The sequence below is a fragment of the Streptomyces sp. NPDC093591 genome, from assembly GCF_044764885.1.
Classification (GTDB): Bacteria; Actinomycetota; Actinomycetes; order Streptomycetales; family Streptomycetaceae; genus Streptomyces.
Genome location: NZ_JBIWIY010000009.1, coordinates 363,243 through 379,859, shown reverse-complemented (window position 1 = coordinate 379,859; position 16,617 = coordinate 363,243). Strand labels below are relative to the sequence as shown.

Below are 16,617 nucleotides of genomic sequence, written 5' to 3'. Positions count from 1 at the left end.
GCGTCTGAACTGCGTGCATACAAAAATGCCGCGCCCCCCAGGCTAGAACCAGGGGGGCGCGGCATCCATTCCGGGCCGGTGGGGCCACCGGAGCCGGGGCGTCAGCTCTCCGGACGATCCTCGGGAGCCGGCTCGGCCACAGGCGCGGGCTCCGTCGCCGTCGACTTGGCGGTGCTGATCGCCGGAGTCGAGCCGTTGGCGCCATTCGTCAGTGCGAGCTCCTTCGGGGAGAGCACCGGCGGGCGGGTGGACGGCGTGCGCCGCGAGGAGCCGGTCCAGGCGGGCCGGGGCGGGCGCTTGACGATGGGGGCGAAGATCTCGGCGATCTCCTCCTTGCCCAGCGTCTCCTTCTCCAGCAGTTGGAGCACCAGGTTGTCGAGGACGTCGCGGTTCTCGACCAGGATCTCCCAGGCCTCGTTGTGCGCGTTCTCGATGAGCTTCTTGACTTCCTCGTCCACCAGGGCGGCGACCTCTTCCGAGTAGTCGCGCTGGTGAGCCATCTCACGTCCGAGGAACGGCTCGGTGTTGTCGCCGCCGAACTTGATCGCGCCGAGACGCTCGGTCATGCCGTACTGCGTGACCATCGCGCGGGCGGTGGCCGTGGCCTTCTCGATGTCGTTCGCCGCGCCCGTGGTCGGGTCGTGGAAGACGAGCTCCTCGGCCGCGCGGCCGCCCAGCATGTAGGCCAGCTGGTCCAGCATTTCGTTGCGCGTGGTCGAGTACTTGTCCTCGTCCGGGAGCACCATCGTGTAGCCGAGGGCACGGCCTCTCGACAAGATCGTGATCTTGTGGACCGGGTCGGAGTTCGGGGAGGCCGCCGCGACCAGGGCGTGTCCGCCCTCGTGGTACGCGGTGATCTTCTTCTCCTTGTCCGACATGATCCGGGTCCGCTTCTGCGGGCCCGCCACGACGCGGTCGATCGCCTCGTCCAGCATGTGGTTGTCGATCAGCTTCTTGTCCGAGCGGGCCGTGAGCAGCGCGGCCTCGTTGAGGACGTTGCTCAGGTCCGCGCCGGTGAAGCCCGGCGTGCGGCGGGCGACCGCCGACAGGTCGACGTCCGGGGCGACCGGCTTGCCCTTCTGGTGGACCTTGAGGATCTCCAGACGGCCCTGCATGTCCGGGCGGTCGACCGCGATCTGGCGGTCGAAGCGGCCGGGGCGCAGGAGGGCCGGGTCGAGGATGTCGGGCCGGTTCGTCGCGGCGATGAGGATTACGCCGCCCTTGACGTCGAAGCCGTCCATCTCGACGAGCAGCTGGTTCAGGGTCTGCTCGCGCTCGTCGTGACCGCCGCCGAGGCCGGCGCCGCGGTGGCGGCCGACCGCGTCGATCTCGTCGACGAAGACGATCGCCGGGGCGTTCGCCTTGGCCTGCTCGAACAGGTCACGGACTCGGGAGGCACCGACACCGACGAACATCTCGACGAAGTCGGAACCGGAGATCGAGTAGAAGGGGACGCCCGCCTCGCCGGCGACGGCGCGCGCGAGGAGCGTCTTACCGGTACCGGGAGGCCCGTAGAGCAGCACGCCCTTGGGGATCTTGGCGCCCACGGCCTGGAACTTCGCCGGTTCCTGGAGGAACTCCTTGATCTCCTGGAGCTCCTCGACGGCCTCGTCCGAGCCGGCGACGTCCGAGAACGTCGTCTTCGGGGTGTCCTTGGTGATGAGCTTCGCCTTGGACTTGCCGAAGTTCATGACCCGGGAGCCGCCACCCTGCATCTGATTCATCAGGAACAGGAAGACGACCACGATGAGGACGAAGGGAAGCAGGGAGAGCAGGATGCCGACGAACGGGTTCTGCTTGGACGGCGAGACCGTGTAGCCGTCCGGGATCTGCTTGTCCTGGTACTTGTTCTGCAGCGTGCTGGCGATGGTCACGCCCTGATCGCCGATGTAGCTCGCCTGGATCTTGGTGGCGCCCTCGACCTTTTCGCCGTCCTTGAGCTGGACCTTGATGATCTGCTCGTCGCCGGTGGTCAGTTTGGCCGACTCGACCTTGTTGTCATTGATCGCCTGGACGACCTGGCCGGTGTCCACCGTCTTGTAGCCGCCGGACGAGCCGACGACCTGCATCAACACGACCACGGCAAGGACGGCCAGCACGATCCACATGACCGGCCCACGGAAGTATCGCTTCACGTCCATCCATACGGAGCGGTGCCGCCCCGTCCCTCCTGCCATAGTGAGTTTGATAAGACAGTTCTTCTGACGGTACCCCAGCTTTGACGACCGTAGCCGCACGGGACGGCTGGCAAGCCCGTCTGCATGCTCCAACGGCGCGAGGCCCGCTGGGGTTCCCGATCTTCGTACGGCGCTTGGGCCCTTCGGGTCCGGTACCCCGGACCGTCGGACTCAGCCGCCGTAGACGTGGGGCGCGAGCGTACCGACGAACGGGAGGTTGCGGTACTTCTCGGCGTAGTCGAGGCCGTAGCCGACGACGAACTCGTTGGGGATGTCGAAGCCGACCCACTCCACGTCGATGGCGACCTTCGCGGCCTCGGGCTTGCGCAGCAGGGTGCACACCTTGAGGGAGGCGGGCTCGCGCGAGCCGAGGTTGGAGATCAGCCAGGACAGGGTCAGGCCGGAGTCGATGATGTCCTCGACGATCAGGACGTGCCTGCCCTTGATGTCGGTGTCGAGGTCCTTGAGGATCCGCACGACACCGGAGGACTGGGTGCCCGCGCCGTACGACGACACGGCCATCCAGTCCATGGTGACGGGGGTGGACAGCGCCCGGGCGAGGTCGGCCATGACCATCACCGCGCCCTTGAGGACGCCGACGATGAGCAGGTCCTTGCCCGCGTACTCCGCGTCGATCTTCGCGGCCAGCTCGGCCAGCTTCGCGTCGATCTCTTCCTTGGTGATGAGCACCTGCTGGAGCTCGGCACCCATGTCTTTCGCGTCCACCCGCATCACTTTCGGTCGTCCCACCGGCTGGTCCGTGCCGCTCTCACGACCCGATCGAGGGCCGGTGGGAGGGTCCGGTTTCAGCCTTGCCGAATCACCAGTCTGCCACCCTGGCGCTGGGCGACGACTTTGCCCGGGAGATTGATGGCCTTCTGGCCGCGCCAGCCGGTGATCAGGCGGTCGACTTCCTCGATGTGGCGGGCGAACAGCGCACCGGCGGGCGCCCCGGCCTCGATGGCGGCGCGGCGCAGGATCCGACGGCGTACGGCGGGCGGCAGGGCGTACAGCTTGGCGCACTCCAGGAGGCCTGCCGAGTCGCGTACGGCGGCCTCGGCCTGGCCGGCCCAGGCGTCGAGGGCGTCGGCGTCGTCGCGGGAGAGCTGGGCGGTGCGGGCGAGGGCCTCCACGACCCCCTTGCCGAGCGCCTTCTCCAGCGCCGGCAGGCCTTCCTGGCGCAGGCGCGACCGCGTGTAGGCGGGATCGGAGTTGTGGGGGTCGTCCCAGACCGGGAGGGACTGGACCATGCAGGCCTTGCGGGCGGTCTGCCGGTCGAGCTGGAGGAAGGGGCGACGGTAACGGCCGCCGGCCCCCGAGACCGCGGCCATTCCAGACAGGGAGCGGATGCCGGAGCCGCGGGCGAGGCCGAGCAGCACGGTTTCGGCCTGGTCGTCGCGGGTGTGGCCGAGCAGGACGGCGACGGCGCCGTGGCGGACGGCCGCGGCGTCGAGGGCGGCGTAGCGGGCGTCACGGGCGGCGGCCTCGGGTCCGCCTTGGCGGCCGACGGTCACGGCGATGGACTCGACCGGGTCCAGGCCGAGTTCGCGCATGCGCAGGACGACTTCCTCGGCGCGCAGGTCGGAGCCGGGCTGCAGACCGTGGTCGACGGTGATGGCGCCGGCGCGGATGCCGAGTTTGGGGGCTTCGAAGGCGAGCGCGGAGGCGAGGGCCATGGAGTCGGCGCCGCCGGAGCATGCCACGAGCACGAGCGGGGAGGGGGGTCGCTCGTGCGGGGCGGTGCTCGGGGGCTCCTGCGGGGTCTGGCCGGGGAGTTCGTACGACGGCTCGCGCGCCGTGTCGTACGGGGCGGGCATGACGCCGGTCGAGGTCACGGACGGCGCCATGGGCAGCGCCATGTGCGGGATCTCGTACGAGGTCGCGCGCACGGTGGCGGGCGCGGGGGCCTCGGTGGGGTGACTGTGTTCGTTGAGGATGTCGTGGAGGACGCGGCGGACCGCCAGGCGTATCGCCGCGACCGCAGGATGGGGACCCATTGTCCGGTTCCCTTCATGAAATTGTCGGGGGGTGAGCCCGAGGTCGGTCACTCAGAGTGTGTAGATGGTGACAGAACCGGGCCGTTCCCCGAGCATTGCACGCCTACCCATCGCTCACGGTCCCTCGGACGGGTGATTGAAGGGGCGTTCGCCTGCCGTCGGCCGGATTTCGGTTCACGACGTTCGTATGAGATGCACGCCTCGGCGCCTGATTCACGACTCCGCCTTGCGGTGCACCCGCGCGATCCAATCCGCCGGTTTGGCGATCTCCGCCTTGGTCGGGAGGGTGTTCGGGGAGGTCCACACGCGGTTGAAGCCGTCCATGCCGACCTGGTCCACGACCGCCCGTACGAAGCGTTCGCCGTCGCGGTACTGCCTGAGTTTGGCGTCCAGACCCAGCAGCTTGCGCAGGGCCATGTCGAGCCTCGACGCTCCCTTGGCTCGCCGCTGCTGGAACTTCTCGCGGATCTCGGCGACGGTCGGGACGACCTGGGGGCCGACCCCGTCCATCACGAAGTCGGCGTGGCCCTCCAGGAGGGACATCACGGCGGTGAGGCGGCCGAGGATCTCCCGCTGGGCCGGGGTCTGTACCAATTCGACGAAGGACCGTCCGCCGTCGTCCTCCTCGGCCTCGGGCCGGCCGCCTGCGAGCGACTGCGCGGCCTCTCGGATGCGCTCCAGGACGGTCATGGGGTCGACGTCCGTCTCCCCCAAGAACGACTGGATTTCGCCCTCCAGGTGGTCCCGCAGCCAGGGCACGGCGGTGAACTGCGTGCGGTGCGTCTCCTCGTGCAGGGTCACCCACAGGCGGAAGTCGTGGGGCTGTACGTCGAGTTCGCGCTCGACGTGCACGATGTTCGGGGCGACGAGCAGGAGTCGGCCGCCGCCGTTCTGGCCCGCCGGGAGTTCGCGGGTGGCGGGGGCGAAGGTCTCGTACTGGCCGAGGACGCGGGAGGCCAGGAAGGACAGCAGCATTCCGAGTTCGACGCCGGTGACCTTGCCGCCGACCGCGCCGAGGACCGCGCCACCGGTGCTGCCGCTGCGGCGCTCCTGCATCTTTTCGAGCAGGGGCTTGAGGATCTCGCGGAACCCGGCGACGTTCGCCCGCACCCAGCCGGGGCGGTCCACGACGAGGACGGGGGTGTCGTGGGTGTCCTCCGTGCCCATACGAGTGAAGCCCCGGACGTGTTCCTCCGAGGCCTTGGCATGTCGGCGCAGCTCGGCGACGACGGCCCGGGCCTCGTCGCGGCTCACCTCGGGGCCCGGCCGTACGAGCCGGGTCGCGGTCGCCACCGCGAGATTCCAGTCGACCATCTCGGCACCACCGATGCTCGTCATGTGTCAACCGTACGTGAGCGTTCCCACTTGGGGCAGGCCGTGGGGGTTGGCGGGGCCGCGGTGCTTTTGGGACGTGCTCGGCGTTGTGGGGGCGTACTTGGGTCGGCAGGGGCCGGCGCGTGTTCGGGCGGCACCCGGCGTTGCAGGCCGTGCCCACCCGTTCCGCCCCAGCGGAACGACTGCCCACGGCGGGGGAGGGAGCCGCTGCCGGGGCGAAGCCGGGACGGGACGTGAGGACAGCGGGGCGATAGCAGCTCAGCGGGGCAGGGCGGTATCCCGGCGGGACGGGCCCTTGGCCAGGCGGGGCGGGGCGTCAGCCGCAGCCGCATGCCGACAGGGCCGTTGCCGTTCTGTCCAGGGCCGACTGGGCCGCCGTCGGGTCCGTCGTGTCGGTTGCCAGGAAGGCGAAGGCCAGGAGGCGGCCGTCCTGGTCGACCACCGTGCCGGCCAGGGCGTTCACGCCGGTCAGGGTGCCTGTCTTGGCCCGGACGACGCCTGCCGCGCCGTCCGTGTAGCGGCTGGTCAGGGTGCCGGTGAAGCCTGCCACCGGGAGTCCGGTCAGGGTCGCGCGCAGTTGCGGGCGGGTCGGGTCGGCTGCCTTGGCGAGGAGGGACGTAAGAAGGTCCGCGGTGAGTCTGTCGTCGCGGTTGAGGCCGCTGCCGTCCTTGAAGGCGGCGCCGGAGACCGGGAGTCCGAGTTTCTTCAGCCGCGCCCGGATCGCCTCGCCCGCGCCGTCGAAGTCCGCGCGCTGTCCGCTCGCCACGGCCGTCTGGCGGGCCAGGGCCTCGGCGATGTCGTTGTCGCTGTTGGTGAGCATGCGCTCGACCAGCGTGGAGAGCGGGGGCGAGGAGACCTCGGCGAGGGGCTGGGCCCGGTTCGTCGCCTTGGACGGGCCGGGGGACGTCGTCTTGATGCCGTGGTCCGCGAGGAAGGTCGCGAACCGGGCCGCGGCGTCCTTCGCCGGGTCCGTCACCCGGGGTGCCGGGCCGCTGGTGGAGTCGTCCGTGCGGGCCTCGTCGGCCATGAGGGCGCTGACCGGGGCGAGGTTGTCGTTCACCCCGATGGGGTGCAGTTCGGGACCGGCGTAAAGGGTCTTGTCGTACGAGAGGGTGACCTGGCGCACGTTCCGCTTCTTCAGCGCCGCCGCCGTCTCGTCGGCCAGCTCGCGCAGGCTCGCCCAGCCGTCGGCCTCCTTGCGGGCCGTCAGCGTGGGGTCGCCGCCGCCGACCAGGACCAGTTCCTTCGTGTCGAGTTCGAGGGCGGCGCGGGTGGTGAGGCGGTGGTCGGGGCCCAGCGCGGCGAGTGCGGCCGCGGCGGTGGCGATCTTCGTCGTGGAGGCGGGGATGAGGGGCTCGGCGGCTCCGTCGCCGTAGAGGCGCTTGCCGGTGGCCACGTCCACGATCGCCGCCGTCCTGCGGGTGCCGAGCTCCGGGACGTCCAGGAGCGGGCCCAGGAGGGCGGCGAGCGCCTTGCCGTTCGGGGCCGACTTCACGCCGCCGCCCAGGCCGGTGAGGACGGAGGCCGCGCTGGGGGCGGGGCGGGGCGCGTCGCCGGCCGTATCCGCGGAATCGGACGTATCGGCATTACGGCCGTGATCTGTGCCACCCGTGCGCTCCTGGGCGGCCGCCCAGTCCCGCTCGGCCGTACGCTGACCGGTGGAGTCCCAGGGGCCGGCGGAGGTCACCACTCCGGCGGCCAGTGCCAGTCCGGCGGTGGCGGCGCCCGCGGTGTACTGCCAGGTCTTCGGCTTGTATGTCCGCGCGGCCTGCGGGGAGACGGCTCGCGCGAGCCGTACGACCCGTGGTTTCGCGGCCGTCGCGGCGCGTGCGAGACGGGGGCCCACGGCGTCCGCGGCCCGTGCCAGACGCGGTCGTACGGCGCTCGCGACCCGCGTCACATGCGGTCTCGCGGCTCGCCACGGCCTCAGCTCTGGCACTACCACCAGCCCCTTTCGCGATCACACACCTGCGTGAGGGACACTTAACCACCAGAACTATGTGCTGATCATGGAGGAGCCACCGGTGGAGTTCGACGTCACGATCGAGATTCCGAAGGGTTCGCGGAACAAGTACGAGGTGGACCACGAGACCGGTCGGATCCGCCTGGACCGTCGACTCTTCACCTCGACCGCCTACCCGACCGACTACGGCTTCGTCGAGAACACCCTCGGCGAGGACGGCGACCCGCTGGACGCGCTGGTCATCCTGGACGAGCCGACCTTCCCGGGCTGCCTCATCAAGTGCCGCGCGATCGGCATGTTCCGGATGACGGACGAGGCCGGCGGCGACGACAAGCTGCTGTGCGTGCCGGCGACGGACCCGCGTGTGGAGCACCTGCGTGACATCCACCACGTCTCGGAGTTCGACCGCCTGGAGATCCAGCACTTCTTCGAGGTCTACAAGGACCTGGAGCCCGGCAAGTCCGTCGAGGGCGCCGACTGGGTGGGCCGCACCGAGGCCGAGGCCGAGATCGAGCGGTCCTACAAGCGCTTCAAGGACCAGGGCGGCCACTGAGCCACCGGTCTGAGGCACCAGCTGCTTCCAGCCATGTGAACGGGCTGCACGCGTGCGCGTGCAGCCCGTTCGCGTGTCTGTGCGCATACTGAGTGCGGCAGGAGGTGTCGTACAGGGAGTGCTACGCACGTGACGGACGCGGAGGACCACAAGCCGCAGTCGGACGAGGCAAGGATGGCCTTCACGCCGCCCGTCGGCGTCGAGGTCGGGGACAACGAGTCGGAGACCACGTCCGAGTTCGCCCTCCCCAAGGGGCTGGGTGTACCGCAGCCGCCGGTCCAGGAACCCGAGGGCTCGGCGTTCCGGGCGCCGAGCGGCTACAGCGTCGAGGACGCCTCACCCGCGTTCACCCCCGCGACCGGCATACCGAAGATCAGCCTGACCAAGGACCTGCCCTGGCAGGACCGGATGCGGACGATGCTGCGCATGCCGGTGGCCGAGCGGCCCGCTCCGGAGCGGATGCCGAAGGCGGAGGAGGAGGGTCCGGCAGTCCCGCGCGTGCTCGACCTGACCCTGCGTATCGGCGAGCTGCTGCTGGCGGGCGGTGAGGGCGCGGAGGACGTCGAGGCGGCGATGTTCGCGGTCTGCCGGTCCTACGGCCTGGACCGCTGCGAGCCGAACGTCACCTTCACCCTGCTGTCGATCTCGTACCAGCCGTCACTGGTGGACGACCCGGTGTCGGCGTCGCGCACGGTGCGGCGGCGCGGCACCGACTACACGCGCCTGGCCGCCGTGTACCAGCTCGTCGACGACCTCAGCGATCCGGAGAGCCACATCTCCCTGGAGGAGTCCTACGGGCGGCTCGCGGAGATCCGCCGCAACCGGCACCCGTACCCGACCTGGGTGCTGACCGGGGCGAGCGGGCTGCTCGCGGGCGCGGCCTCCGTGCTGGTCGGCGGTGACGTGATCGTCTTCATCGCGGCGATGCTGGGCGCAATGCTCGGCGACCGGCTGGCGTGGCTGTGCGCGGGGCGCGGGCTGCCGGAGTTCTACCAGTTCGCGGTGGCCGCGATGCCGCCGGCCGCGATCGGGGTCGCGCTGACGCTCGCGCACGTCGACGTGAACGGGTCCGCGGTCATCACCGGTGGGCTGTTCGCGCTGCTGCCCGGGCGGGCGCTGGTGGCGGGCGTGCAGGACGGGCTGACCGGCTTCTACATCACCGCGGCCGCGCGCCTGCTGGAGGTCATGTACTTCTTCGTCGGCATCGTCGTCGGGGTGCTGGTGATCCTGTACCTCGGGGTGAACCTGGGCGCCGGCCCCGACCCCGACACGCTGCTGAACGTCTCCGAGCGGCCGTACTGGCAGATCGCCGCGTCGATGCTGCTGTCGCTGACCTTCGCGGTGCTGCTTCAGCAGGAACGGTCCACCGTGCTCGCCGTGACCCTCAACGGGGGTGTCGCGTGGGTGGTGTACGGCGCGCTGCACTACGCCGGCGACCTGTCGCCTGTTGCCTCCACGGCTGTCGCCGCGGGGTTGGTGGGGTTGTTCGGGCAGCTGATGGCCCGGTATCGGTTCGCGTCGGCGTTGCCGTACACGACGGCGGCGATCGGGCCCCTGTTGCCGGGGTCGGCCACGTATTTCGGGCTGTTGTCGATCGCGCAGAACAAGGTGGACGCGGGGCTTGTTTCGCTGGCCACGGCTGCTTCTTTGGCCATGGCCATCGCTATCGGGGTGAACCTCGGGTCCGAGATCTCTCGGTTGTTCTTGCGGATCGGGTCGCCCGAGAAGCGGCGGGCCGCCAAGCGGACGCGGGGATTCTGACGCCGGGTGCCTACGGGCTCGGTTCGTCCGGACAGACCGCGGCTGCGGGTCGTGTGTGGCTTGTCGCGCCCACGCGGCGGAGCCGCATATCCGATACGGCCCCGCGCCCCTGGAGGGCGTGTCAGTACCCCTGGTTCGGCGGGTACTGCTGGTTCTGCTGGCCGTAGCCCTGGGGGTACTGCGGGGCGTACGGCTGCTGCTGGGGCTGCTGGTCGTAGTACTGCTGGTCGTAGCCGTACTGCTGTCCGCCCTGGTTGCCGTACTGCTGCTGGCCCTGGTTGCCGTACTGCTGGTGGCCCTGGCTGCCGTAGTGCTGCTGAGGCTGGGGCTGGTCGTCGGACGGGATGCGGCGGAGCTGGGTCGTCGCGTCGTCCATCACCATGTGCTGCTGCTGGGCGGGGGCCGGGGTCTCCGCCGCCGCGCGCTTGTTCTTGGCGCGCTCTCGCAGGTACTCGATGATGATCGGGACCACGGAGACGAAGACGATCAGGACGAGGATCGCCTCGACGTTCTTGTTGATGAACTCGATCTGGCCGAGCCAGTAGCCCGCGAGGGTGACGCCGGTGCCCCAGGCGATGCCGCCGATGACGTTGTACGTGAAGAACGTGCGGTACTGCATGCGGCCGGCGCCCGCCACGATGGGGGCGAAGGTGCGCACGATCGGGACGAAGCGGGCGAGGACGATCGCCTTGGGGCCGTACTTCTCCATGAACTCGTGCGCCTTCTCCAGGTTCTCCTGTTTGAAGAGCTTGGAGTTGGGGCGGTTGAAGAGCTTCGGGCCGAGGAACTTGCCGATCATGTAGCCGACCTGGTCACCGATGACGGCGGCCAGGACGATGAGCGTGCAGACCAGCCACAGGGGCTGGCTGATGTACTGGCCCTGGGCCACGAAGAGGCCCGCCGTGAACAGCAGCGAGTCACCCGGCAGGAACGCGAAGAGGCCGGACTCGGCGAAGACGATCAGCAGGATGCCGGGGAGGCTGAAGGTCTCGATCAGATAGTTCGGGTCGAGCCACTCGGGGCCGAGCGCAAGCGTGGTCACGGGATTGTGGCTCCTGCTGGATGGGGGCGGGCGGGCTGAGGCTGGCTGCTCAAATTATCAACGCTGCACCGGCCGCCCAGGTTCCATGGACCCCCTCAGGATGCACTGTGCCCCTGCTGGGTCAAAGCTGTGATTCATGGGCATCGAAGAGTACGGCGGCGGTCAGGGGCCCCAACCCGACGTTCTGGTGGTGACCACCAATGACGTTCCCGGCCACCGGGTCACAGAGGTTCTCGGCGAGGTCTTCGGGTTGACGGTGCGCTCGCGCCACCTCGGCAGTCAGATCGGCGCCGGGCTGAAGTCGCTGGTCGGCGGCGAGCTGAGGGGGCTCACCAAGACGCTGGTGGAGACCCGCAACCAGGCCATGGAGCGGCTCGTAGAGCAGGCACGCGCGCGTGGCGCGAATGCCGTGCTGGCGTTCCGGTTCGACGTCACCGAGGCGGCCGACGTGGGCACCGAGGTGTGCGCCTACGGGACCGCGGTGGTCCTGGCCCGGGAGTGACCCCGTACGAGGTCGCTCCCGGGCCAGGCATCACGAGGTGTGGCGGGCGGCGTTGGCGAGGATCGCGTCCTTCAGGTAGGCCGCCAGGCCGGGCTTCGCCTTGTCGATGTTGCGCGTGAACCGCTCGTCGGCGACGTACATCTCGCCGAGACAGGTGTGCATCTCGTACCCGCAGTCGTAGTGGTTGCGGGCGATTCCCTGGCGGTGCTCCTCGGCGGCGTCCATGGCCGCCTCGGAGTCCGCCGGCTCACCGGCCTCCATCAGCGCGACGAAACGCTGGGTGAGCTCCTCGGCCTCGCGCTGGATCCGCAGCCAGTCCTCCTTGGTGTAGGAGGCGGCGCGCTGCTGGGACTGCCGGTAGGCGTCGGTGTTGCCCCAGCGCTCCTGCACCTCCTCCTCGTACTCGTCCGGGTCGAAGTCCCCGAACACCTCGAACTTCTCCTCCGGCGTCAGATTGATCCCCATCTTGCGTGCCTCCATGGCGTGCTCCACGGCCGCCGCCATCTTCCGCAGCTTCTCGATCCGGGCGGTCAGCAGCTCGTGCTGCCGGCGCAGGTGCGCGCGCGGGTCCACGTCCGGGTCGTCGAGCAGGGCGGCGACCTCCTCGAGCGGGAAGCCGAGCTCGCGGTAGAACAGGATCTGCTGCAGCCTGTCGAGGTCGGCGTCGCTGTAGCGCCGGTGGCCCGCGTGGCTGCGCTCGCTGGGTACGAGCAGGCCGATGTCGTCGTAGTGGTGCAGGGTGCGCACCGTCACTCCGGCGAAGCCGGCGACCTGTCCCACGGAGTAGCTCACTTCCGCTCCCTTCTCGGTACGCACTCCACAGTGAGTCCTCACGCGACGTGAGGTGCAAGCCCGTTTTCCCCTCGGGGAGCCGTGCCCGTCGGCCGCTAACGGCTCAGGCGGGCGAACCGCCGTACCGCCAACGGGAAGAACACTGCCAGGAGCACCAACGGCCATACGATCGCCGCCGCCGCATGGTCCGTGCCCGTACCGCCGAACAGGTCCCGTACGGCGGTCGCCGTGTGCGACATCGGGTTCCACTCGACGACCGTGCCCAGCCAGCCGGGCATGGTGTCGGGCAGGGCGAGGGCGTTGGACAGGAAGCCGATCGGCCAGACCAGGATCTGCACCGCCTGCACCATTTCCGGCTTGCCGGCCACCAGTGCCAGGTGGATGCCGATCCACAGCATGGCGAAGCGGAAGAGCAGGAGCAGTCCCACGGCGCCCAGGAAGGCCCCCGCGCCGCCGTCCGCGCGCCAGCCGAGCGCGTGTCCGACGCCCATGAGGACGCACAGGGTCAGCGCCGACTGGAGCATGTCAGCCACCGAACGGCCCACCAGCACCGCGCCGTTGGCCATCGGCATGGACCGGAAGCGGTCGATCACGCCCTTGTTGAGGTCCTGGGTGACCGCGATCATCGTGCCCTCCAGGCCGAAGGCCATGGTGAGCGCGAGCATGCCGGGGAGGACGTAGTCGATGTAGGAACCCTGGACGCCCCGGCCGCCGCCGATGAGGTAGCCGAACATCAGCAGCAGCATCACGGGGAAGGCCAGGTTGACCACGACCTGCACGGGTTGCCGCGCCCAGTGGGCGAGTTCGCGGCGGGTCATGGTCCAGGAGTCGGTCAGTGCGTACGCGGTCACACGGCCTCCTTCACACGTCGGCGGTCCCCGGTGAGGTGCAGGAACACCTCGTCCAGCGTCGGCCGCCGCAGCGCGACGTCCTCCGCCTCGATTCCGGCCTCCTCCAGTGCCCGTACGACGCCGGAGAGCGCCGTCATCCGGTCGGTGACCGGGGCGCTGAGCAGGCGGCGGTCGGGGTCGACGGAGATGTCGGCCTTCGGTACGGGCAACAGGGCCACGGCGGCGCCCAGCTGACCGGCGTCGCGCAGGACGACGTCGATGCGGTCGCCGCCGGTCAGCGCCTTGAGTTCGTCCGCCGTGCCGTCGGCGACCACGCGGCCGGCGTCGACGACCGAGATGCGGTCGGCGAGCTGGTCGGCCTCTTCCAGGTACTGGGTGGTGAGCAGGACCGTCGTACCGCCGCCGACCAGGGAGCGGACCGCGGACCAGACCTCGGTGCGGCCGCGCGGGTCGAGGCCGGTGGTGGGTTCGTCCAGGAAGAGCACCTCCGGGTCGGTGATGAGCGAGGCCGCCAGGTCCAGTCGCCGGCGCATGCCGCCGCTGTACTGCTTCACCGGCTTGCGGCCGGTGTCGGCGAGCCCGAAGCGGTCCAGGAGCTCACCGGCGCGCACGCGCGCGTGGCGGGCGCCCAGGTGGTAGAGGCGGCCGAACATCTCCAGGTTCTGGTGGCCGCCCAACTCCTCGTCCAGGGCGGCGTGCTGGCCGAGCAGGCCGATACGGAGGCGTACCTCGTACGCCTGCCGCACCACGTCGTGCCCGGCCACCTCGACGCGGCCGCTGTCCGGCCGCAGGAGGGTGGACAGGATCCGGACCAGGGTCGTCTTGCCCGCGCCGTTCGGCCCGAGCACTCCGTGCACCGTGCCGCGCGCGACCGTGAGGTCGAGCCCGTCCAGTGCGTTCTTGCCGGCTTTGCCGCCGTACTTCTTGCGTGCCTTTTCGACGGTGATCGCCGTGTCGGCCACTGAGACCCCCTCGCTAGTCAAACTTGACTACCAGCTCGAAGCTAGTGCCCGGAGATAGGCATAGTCAAACTTGATTAGTGGCGGTCCTCCGGATGCCGCTCCCCCGTCGCGTACGGGTTCTCCTGGTCCTCGGCGAGGATGCCGACGAACGGATCGCCCTCCCCCGAGAAGGTGTAGGCGCCGCCCCGGATGCGTTCGATGAGGCCGCGGGTCCACTCGGCGCCGGTGTCGGCGGAGTGGACCCAGAAGTTCATGATCTCGCCGATGTGCCCGAGCTGGCCGGGGCCGTCCTCGGGCGTGTAGTACTCGGTGACGGCCTTGCGCCACTCCTCGATGCTGCGCACCCGCTCCTCGAGGAGGGCGAGGACCTCCTCGCGGTCCAGGTCGACCATGAAACCGAGCGCGGCGGTGAGTACGTCCGGTCGCTGGTCGTAGGCCGTGAGGTACTGGCGCACCAGCCCGAGGTACTCCTCGGTGCCCTTCTCGGTGATCTCGTACTCCGTGCGCGGCGGCCCGCCGGCCGTGGACGGCGCGATCTCGTGGGCGTGCAGCAGTCCCTGCTTCGCCATCTGCTTCAGGGCGTGGTAGATCGAGCCGGGCTTGGCGTTGGACCACTCGTGCGCGCCCCAGTACTCCAGGTCGTTGCGCACCTGGTAGCCATGGGCCCGCCCGTGCTGACGGACGGCGCCGAGCACGAGGAGACGGATCGCTGACATGCGGTCCAGATTAGGGCGGGGGCGGGTGGGGGCGGAGATCAGCCCCAGGAAGCGCCCTGCTCTCGACCACCGGTTCGAGGCGGTGGCGCCGTCCAGGGACGCGCGGCCGGTTCCCAGAGGACCCGCCAGGTCACTCGCCCCTCCCGGCCGCCCGGAGCAGTGCTCGGCGCGCCGGGGCATGCGGGACGGACAGCTCGGTTCGGCCGTGTGCGCGGTCACGCTCCAGGCGGGCCAAGGCCAGGGCGTCTTGGAGGTTCTCCAGCTCGGCCAGGCAGACGAGAACGGCAACCGGGACACCGCGGTCCGTCAGCGTGATGCGCTCGTGCCGGGCCGCTCGGCGGACGAGTTCGCCGAGCTTGTGCTGTGCCTCGGCGACGGGACAGGTAGCAGGCATGCACCCGGTGAACACCTGGATGCATGCCTGCCGGGGCATATGGAAGCCGACCGGCTCAGAAGGGGAACCCGCTCCGCCCGTGCTGCACCGAGATCCACTTGATCGTCGTGAACGCGTCCAGCATCGTCTCGCCGTTCAGGCGGCCGAGACCGGAGTGCTTCTCGCCGCCGAAGGGGACGATCGGCTCGTCGTGGACGGTGCCGTCGTTCACGTGGAACATGCCGGTGTCGATCCGCTTGGCGAAGGCGACGCCCCGCTCGACGTTGCCGGTGTGGACGGCGCCGCTCAGGCCGTACGGGGTGTCGTTGACGAGGCGTACGGCCTCCTCCTCGCCGTCGAACGGGATGAGGAAGGCGACCGGGCCGAAGACCTCCTGCCGGAGGAGGGCCGAGTCGGCGGGGACGTTCGTGAGGACGGAGGGCTCGACCAGGTTGTCCGTCGTCGTGCCGTGCACCAGGGCCGTCGCGCCCTCGGCGATCGCCTGCTCGACGGTGGCGGAAATCGCCTCGGCCTGCGAGGAGTTGATGACGGGGCCGATGACGGTCTCGGGGTCGCGCGGGTCGCCGGCCTTGAGGGTCTTCACCTTGGCGACGAACTTCTCGGTGAACTCGTCCGCGACCGAGCGGTCCACGAGGACCCGGTTGGCGGCCATGCAGACCTGGCCCTGGTGGACGTACCGGCTGAAGACCGCCGCGTCGACCGCGTAGTCGATGTCGGCGTCGTCGAGGACCACCAGCGCGCTGTTGCCGCCGAGTTCGAGGACCGAGCGCTTGAAGAGCGAGGCGCAGACGGTGGCGACGTGGCGGCCGACCTTGTCGGAGCCGGTGAAGGAGATGACCTTCGGGGTCGGGTGCTCGATGAAGGCGTCGCCGATCTCCGCGATGTCCGTGATGACGACGTTGAGGAGGCCGGCGGGCAGGCCCGCGTCCTCGAAGATCTTCGCGACCAGGGAGCCGCCGCAGATCGGGGTGTTCTGGTGCGGCTTGAGGACCACGCCGTTGCCGAGCGCGAGGGCCGGGGCGACCGACTTGATGGAGAGCAGGAAGGGGAAGTTGAAGGGGCTGATGACGCCCACGACGCCGACCGGAACGCGGTAGACGCGGTTCTCCTTGCCGTCCGTCGGCGACGGGATGATCTTGCCCTCGGGGCGCAGCGCCAGGTGGACCGCCTCGCGCAGGAACTCCTTGGCGAGGTGGAGTTCGAAGGCCGCCTTCAACCGGGTGCCGCCGAGCTCGGCGATGATCGCCTCGCTGAGCTCCTGCTCACGGTCCTCTATCAGGCGCAGCGCCTTCTCGAAGACGGCGCGACGGGCGTAGGGATTGGTCGCGGCCCACTGCTTCTGGGCGCGGGCGGCCGCCTGGTAGGCCTGATCCACCTCGTCGACCGTGGCTATGGTGATCGACGCCAGCTTCTCGCCGTCGTACGGGTTGAAGTCGATGATGTCCCAGGAGCCTGTGCCCGGGCGCCACTCACCGTCGATGTACTGCTGAGCCAGGTCGGTGAAGTAGGACGACATGTGATCCCTCAATCCCTAGCGGACACCCGATCGACTGATCACGGACGCCTGGATCG

General features: G+C 69.8%; 15 protein-coding genes. 3 read left to right on the top strand and 12 right to left on the bottom strand.

What is annotated here, in order from left to right:
• Positions 1–101: 101 nt before the first annotated feature.
• The 5 genes from ftsH to dacB all read right to left on the bottom strand — a co-directional run bounded on the left by ftsH (position 102) and on the right by dacB (position 7,454).
• A complete protein-coding gene (gene ftsH / locus ACIREI_RS21595) occupies positions 102–2,141 on the bottom strand; it encodes an ATP-dependent zinc metalloprotease FtsH (RefSeq protein WP_403335019.1) in 2,040 nt (679 codons plus the stop codon).
• A 207-nt stretch (positions 2,142–2,348) separates the two neighbouring features.
• Positions 2,349–2,909, bottom strand: coding sequence for a hypoxanthine phosphoribosyltransferase (gene hpt / locus ACIREI_RS21590; RefSeq protein WP_403335124.1), 561 nt, complete (start codon positions 2,907–2,909; stop codon positions 2,349–2,351).
• Between the two features lie 74 nt (positions 2,910–2,983).
• On the bottom strand, positions 2,984–4,174 hold the full coding sequence (gene tilS, locus ACIREI_RS21585) for a tRNA lysidine(34) synthetase TilS (RefSeq protein WP_403335016.1): 1,191 nt from the start codon (positions 4,172–4,174) through the stop codon (positions 2,984–2,986).
• 213 nt (positions 4,175–4,387) lie between these two features.
• Positions 4,388–5,512: a zinc-dependent metalloprotease gene (locus ACIREI_RS21580; RefSeq protein ID WP_403335014.1), complete on the bottom strand. Its 1,125-nt coding sequence runs from the start codon at positions 5,510–5,512 to the stop codon at positions 4,388–4,390.
• A 313-nt stretch (positions 5,513–5,825) separates the two neighbouring features.
• Entirely contained in the window at positions 5,826–7,454 is a 1,629-nt protein-coding gene (dacB, locus tag ACIREI_RS21575) for a D-alanyl-D-alanine carboxypeptidase/D-alanyl-D-alanine-endopeptidase (protein ID WP_403335011.1), read from the bottom strand.
• 79 nt (positions 7,455–7,533) lie between these two features.
• On the opposite strand from dacB, the gene ACIREI_RS21570 reads away from it, so the two are divergent.
• Positions 7,534–8,025, top strand: a complete 492-nt coding sequence (locus tag ACIREI_RS21570) for an inorganic diphosphatase (RefSeq protein ID WP_031487466.1) — start codon at positions 7,534–7,536, stop codon at positions 8,023–8,025.
• Positions 8,026–8,154: 129 nt separating this feature from the next.
• Entirely contained in the window at positions 8,155–9,786 is a 1,632-nt protein-coding gene (locus ACIREI_RS21565; RefSeq protein WP_403335008.1) for a threonine/serine exporter ThrE family protein, read from the top strand.
• 121 nt (positions 9,787–9,907) lie between these two features.
• Here ACIREI_RS21565 and ACIREI_RS21560 read toward each other — a convergent pair whose 3' ends face one another.
• Entirely contained in the window at positions 9,908–10,828 is a 921-nt protein-coding gene (locus tag ACIREI_RS21560; RefSeq protein ID WP_403335005.1) for a DedA family protein, read from the bottom strand.
• A 136-nt stretch (positions 10,829–10,964) separates the two neighbouring features.
• Between ACIREI_RS21560 and ACIREI_RS21555 the strand changes: the two genes are divergently transcribed.
• Complete coding sequence (locus ACIREI_RS21555; protein WP_403335002.1) at positions 10,965–11,330, top strand: YbjQ family protein; 366 nt, start codon at positions 10,965–10,967, stop codon at positions 11,328–11,330.
• A gap of 30 nt (positions 11,331–11,360) precedes the next feature.
• Here ACIREI_RS21555 and ACIREI_RS21550 read toward each other — a convergent pair whose 3' ends face one another.
• The 6 genes from ACIREI_RS21550 to ACIREI_RS21525 all read right to left on the bottom strand — a co-directional run bounded on the left by ACIREI_RS21550 (position 11,361) and on the right by ACIREI_RS21525 (position 16,561).
• Positions 11,361–12,122 (bottom strand): MerR family transcriptional regulator, encoded by a 762-nt coding sequence (locus ACIREI_RS21550; protein WP_403335000.1) that lies wholly within the window; start codon positions 12,120–12,122, stop codon positions 11,361–11,363.
• A gap of 95 nt (positions 12,123–12,217) precedes the next feature.
• A complete protein-coding gene (locus ACIREI_RS21545) occupies positions 12,218–12,973 on the bottom strand; it encodes an ABC transporter permease (protein WP_403334998.1) in 756 nt (251 codons plus the stop codon).
• Positions 12,970–13,935 (bottom strand): ATP-binding cassette domain-containing protein, encoded by a 966-nt coding sequence (locus ACIREI_RS21540; protein ID WP_403334996.1) that lies wholly within the window; start codon positions 13,933–13,935, stop codon positions 12,970–12,972. The genes ACIREI_RS21545 and ACIREI_RS21540 overlap by 4 nt, the downstream gene beginning before the upstream one ends.
• 74 nt (positions 13,936–14,009) lie before the next feature.
• Positions 14,010–14,651, bottom strand: a complete 642-nt coding sequence (locus tag ACIREI_RS21535; RefSeq protein WP_403334993.1) for a PadR family transcriptional regulator — start codon at positions 14,649–14,651, stop codon at positions 14,010–14,012.
• A gap of 130 nt (positions 14,652–14,781) precedes the next feature.
• Complete coding sequence (locus ACIREI_RS21530; protein ID WP_403334991.1) at positions 14,782–15,045, bottom strand: type II toxin-antitoxin system prevent-host-death family antitoxin; 264 nt, start codon at positions 15,043–15,045, stop codon at positions 14,782–14,784.
• Positions 15,046–15,100: 55 nt separating this feature from the next.
• Positions 15,101–16,561 (bottom strand): aldehyde dehydrogenase family protein, encoded by a 1,461-nt coding sequence (locus ACIREI_RS21525; RefSeq protein ID WP_403334988.1) that lies wholly within the window; start codon positions 16,559–16,561, stop codon positions 15,101–15,103.
• Between the last annotated feature and the right edge of the window lie 56 nt (positions 16,562–16,617).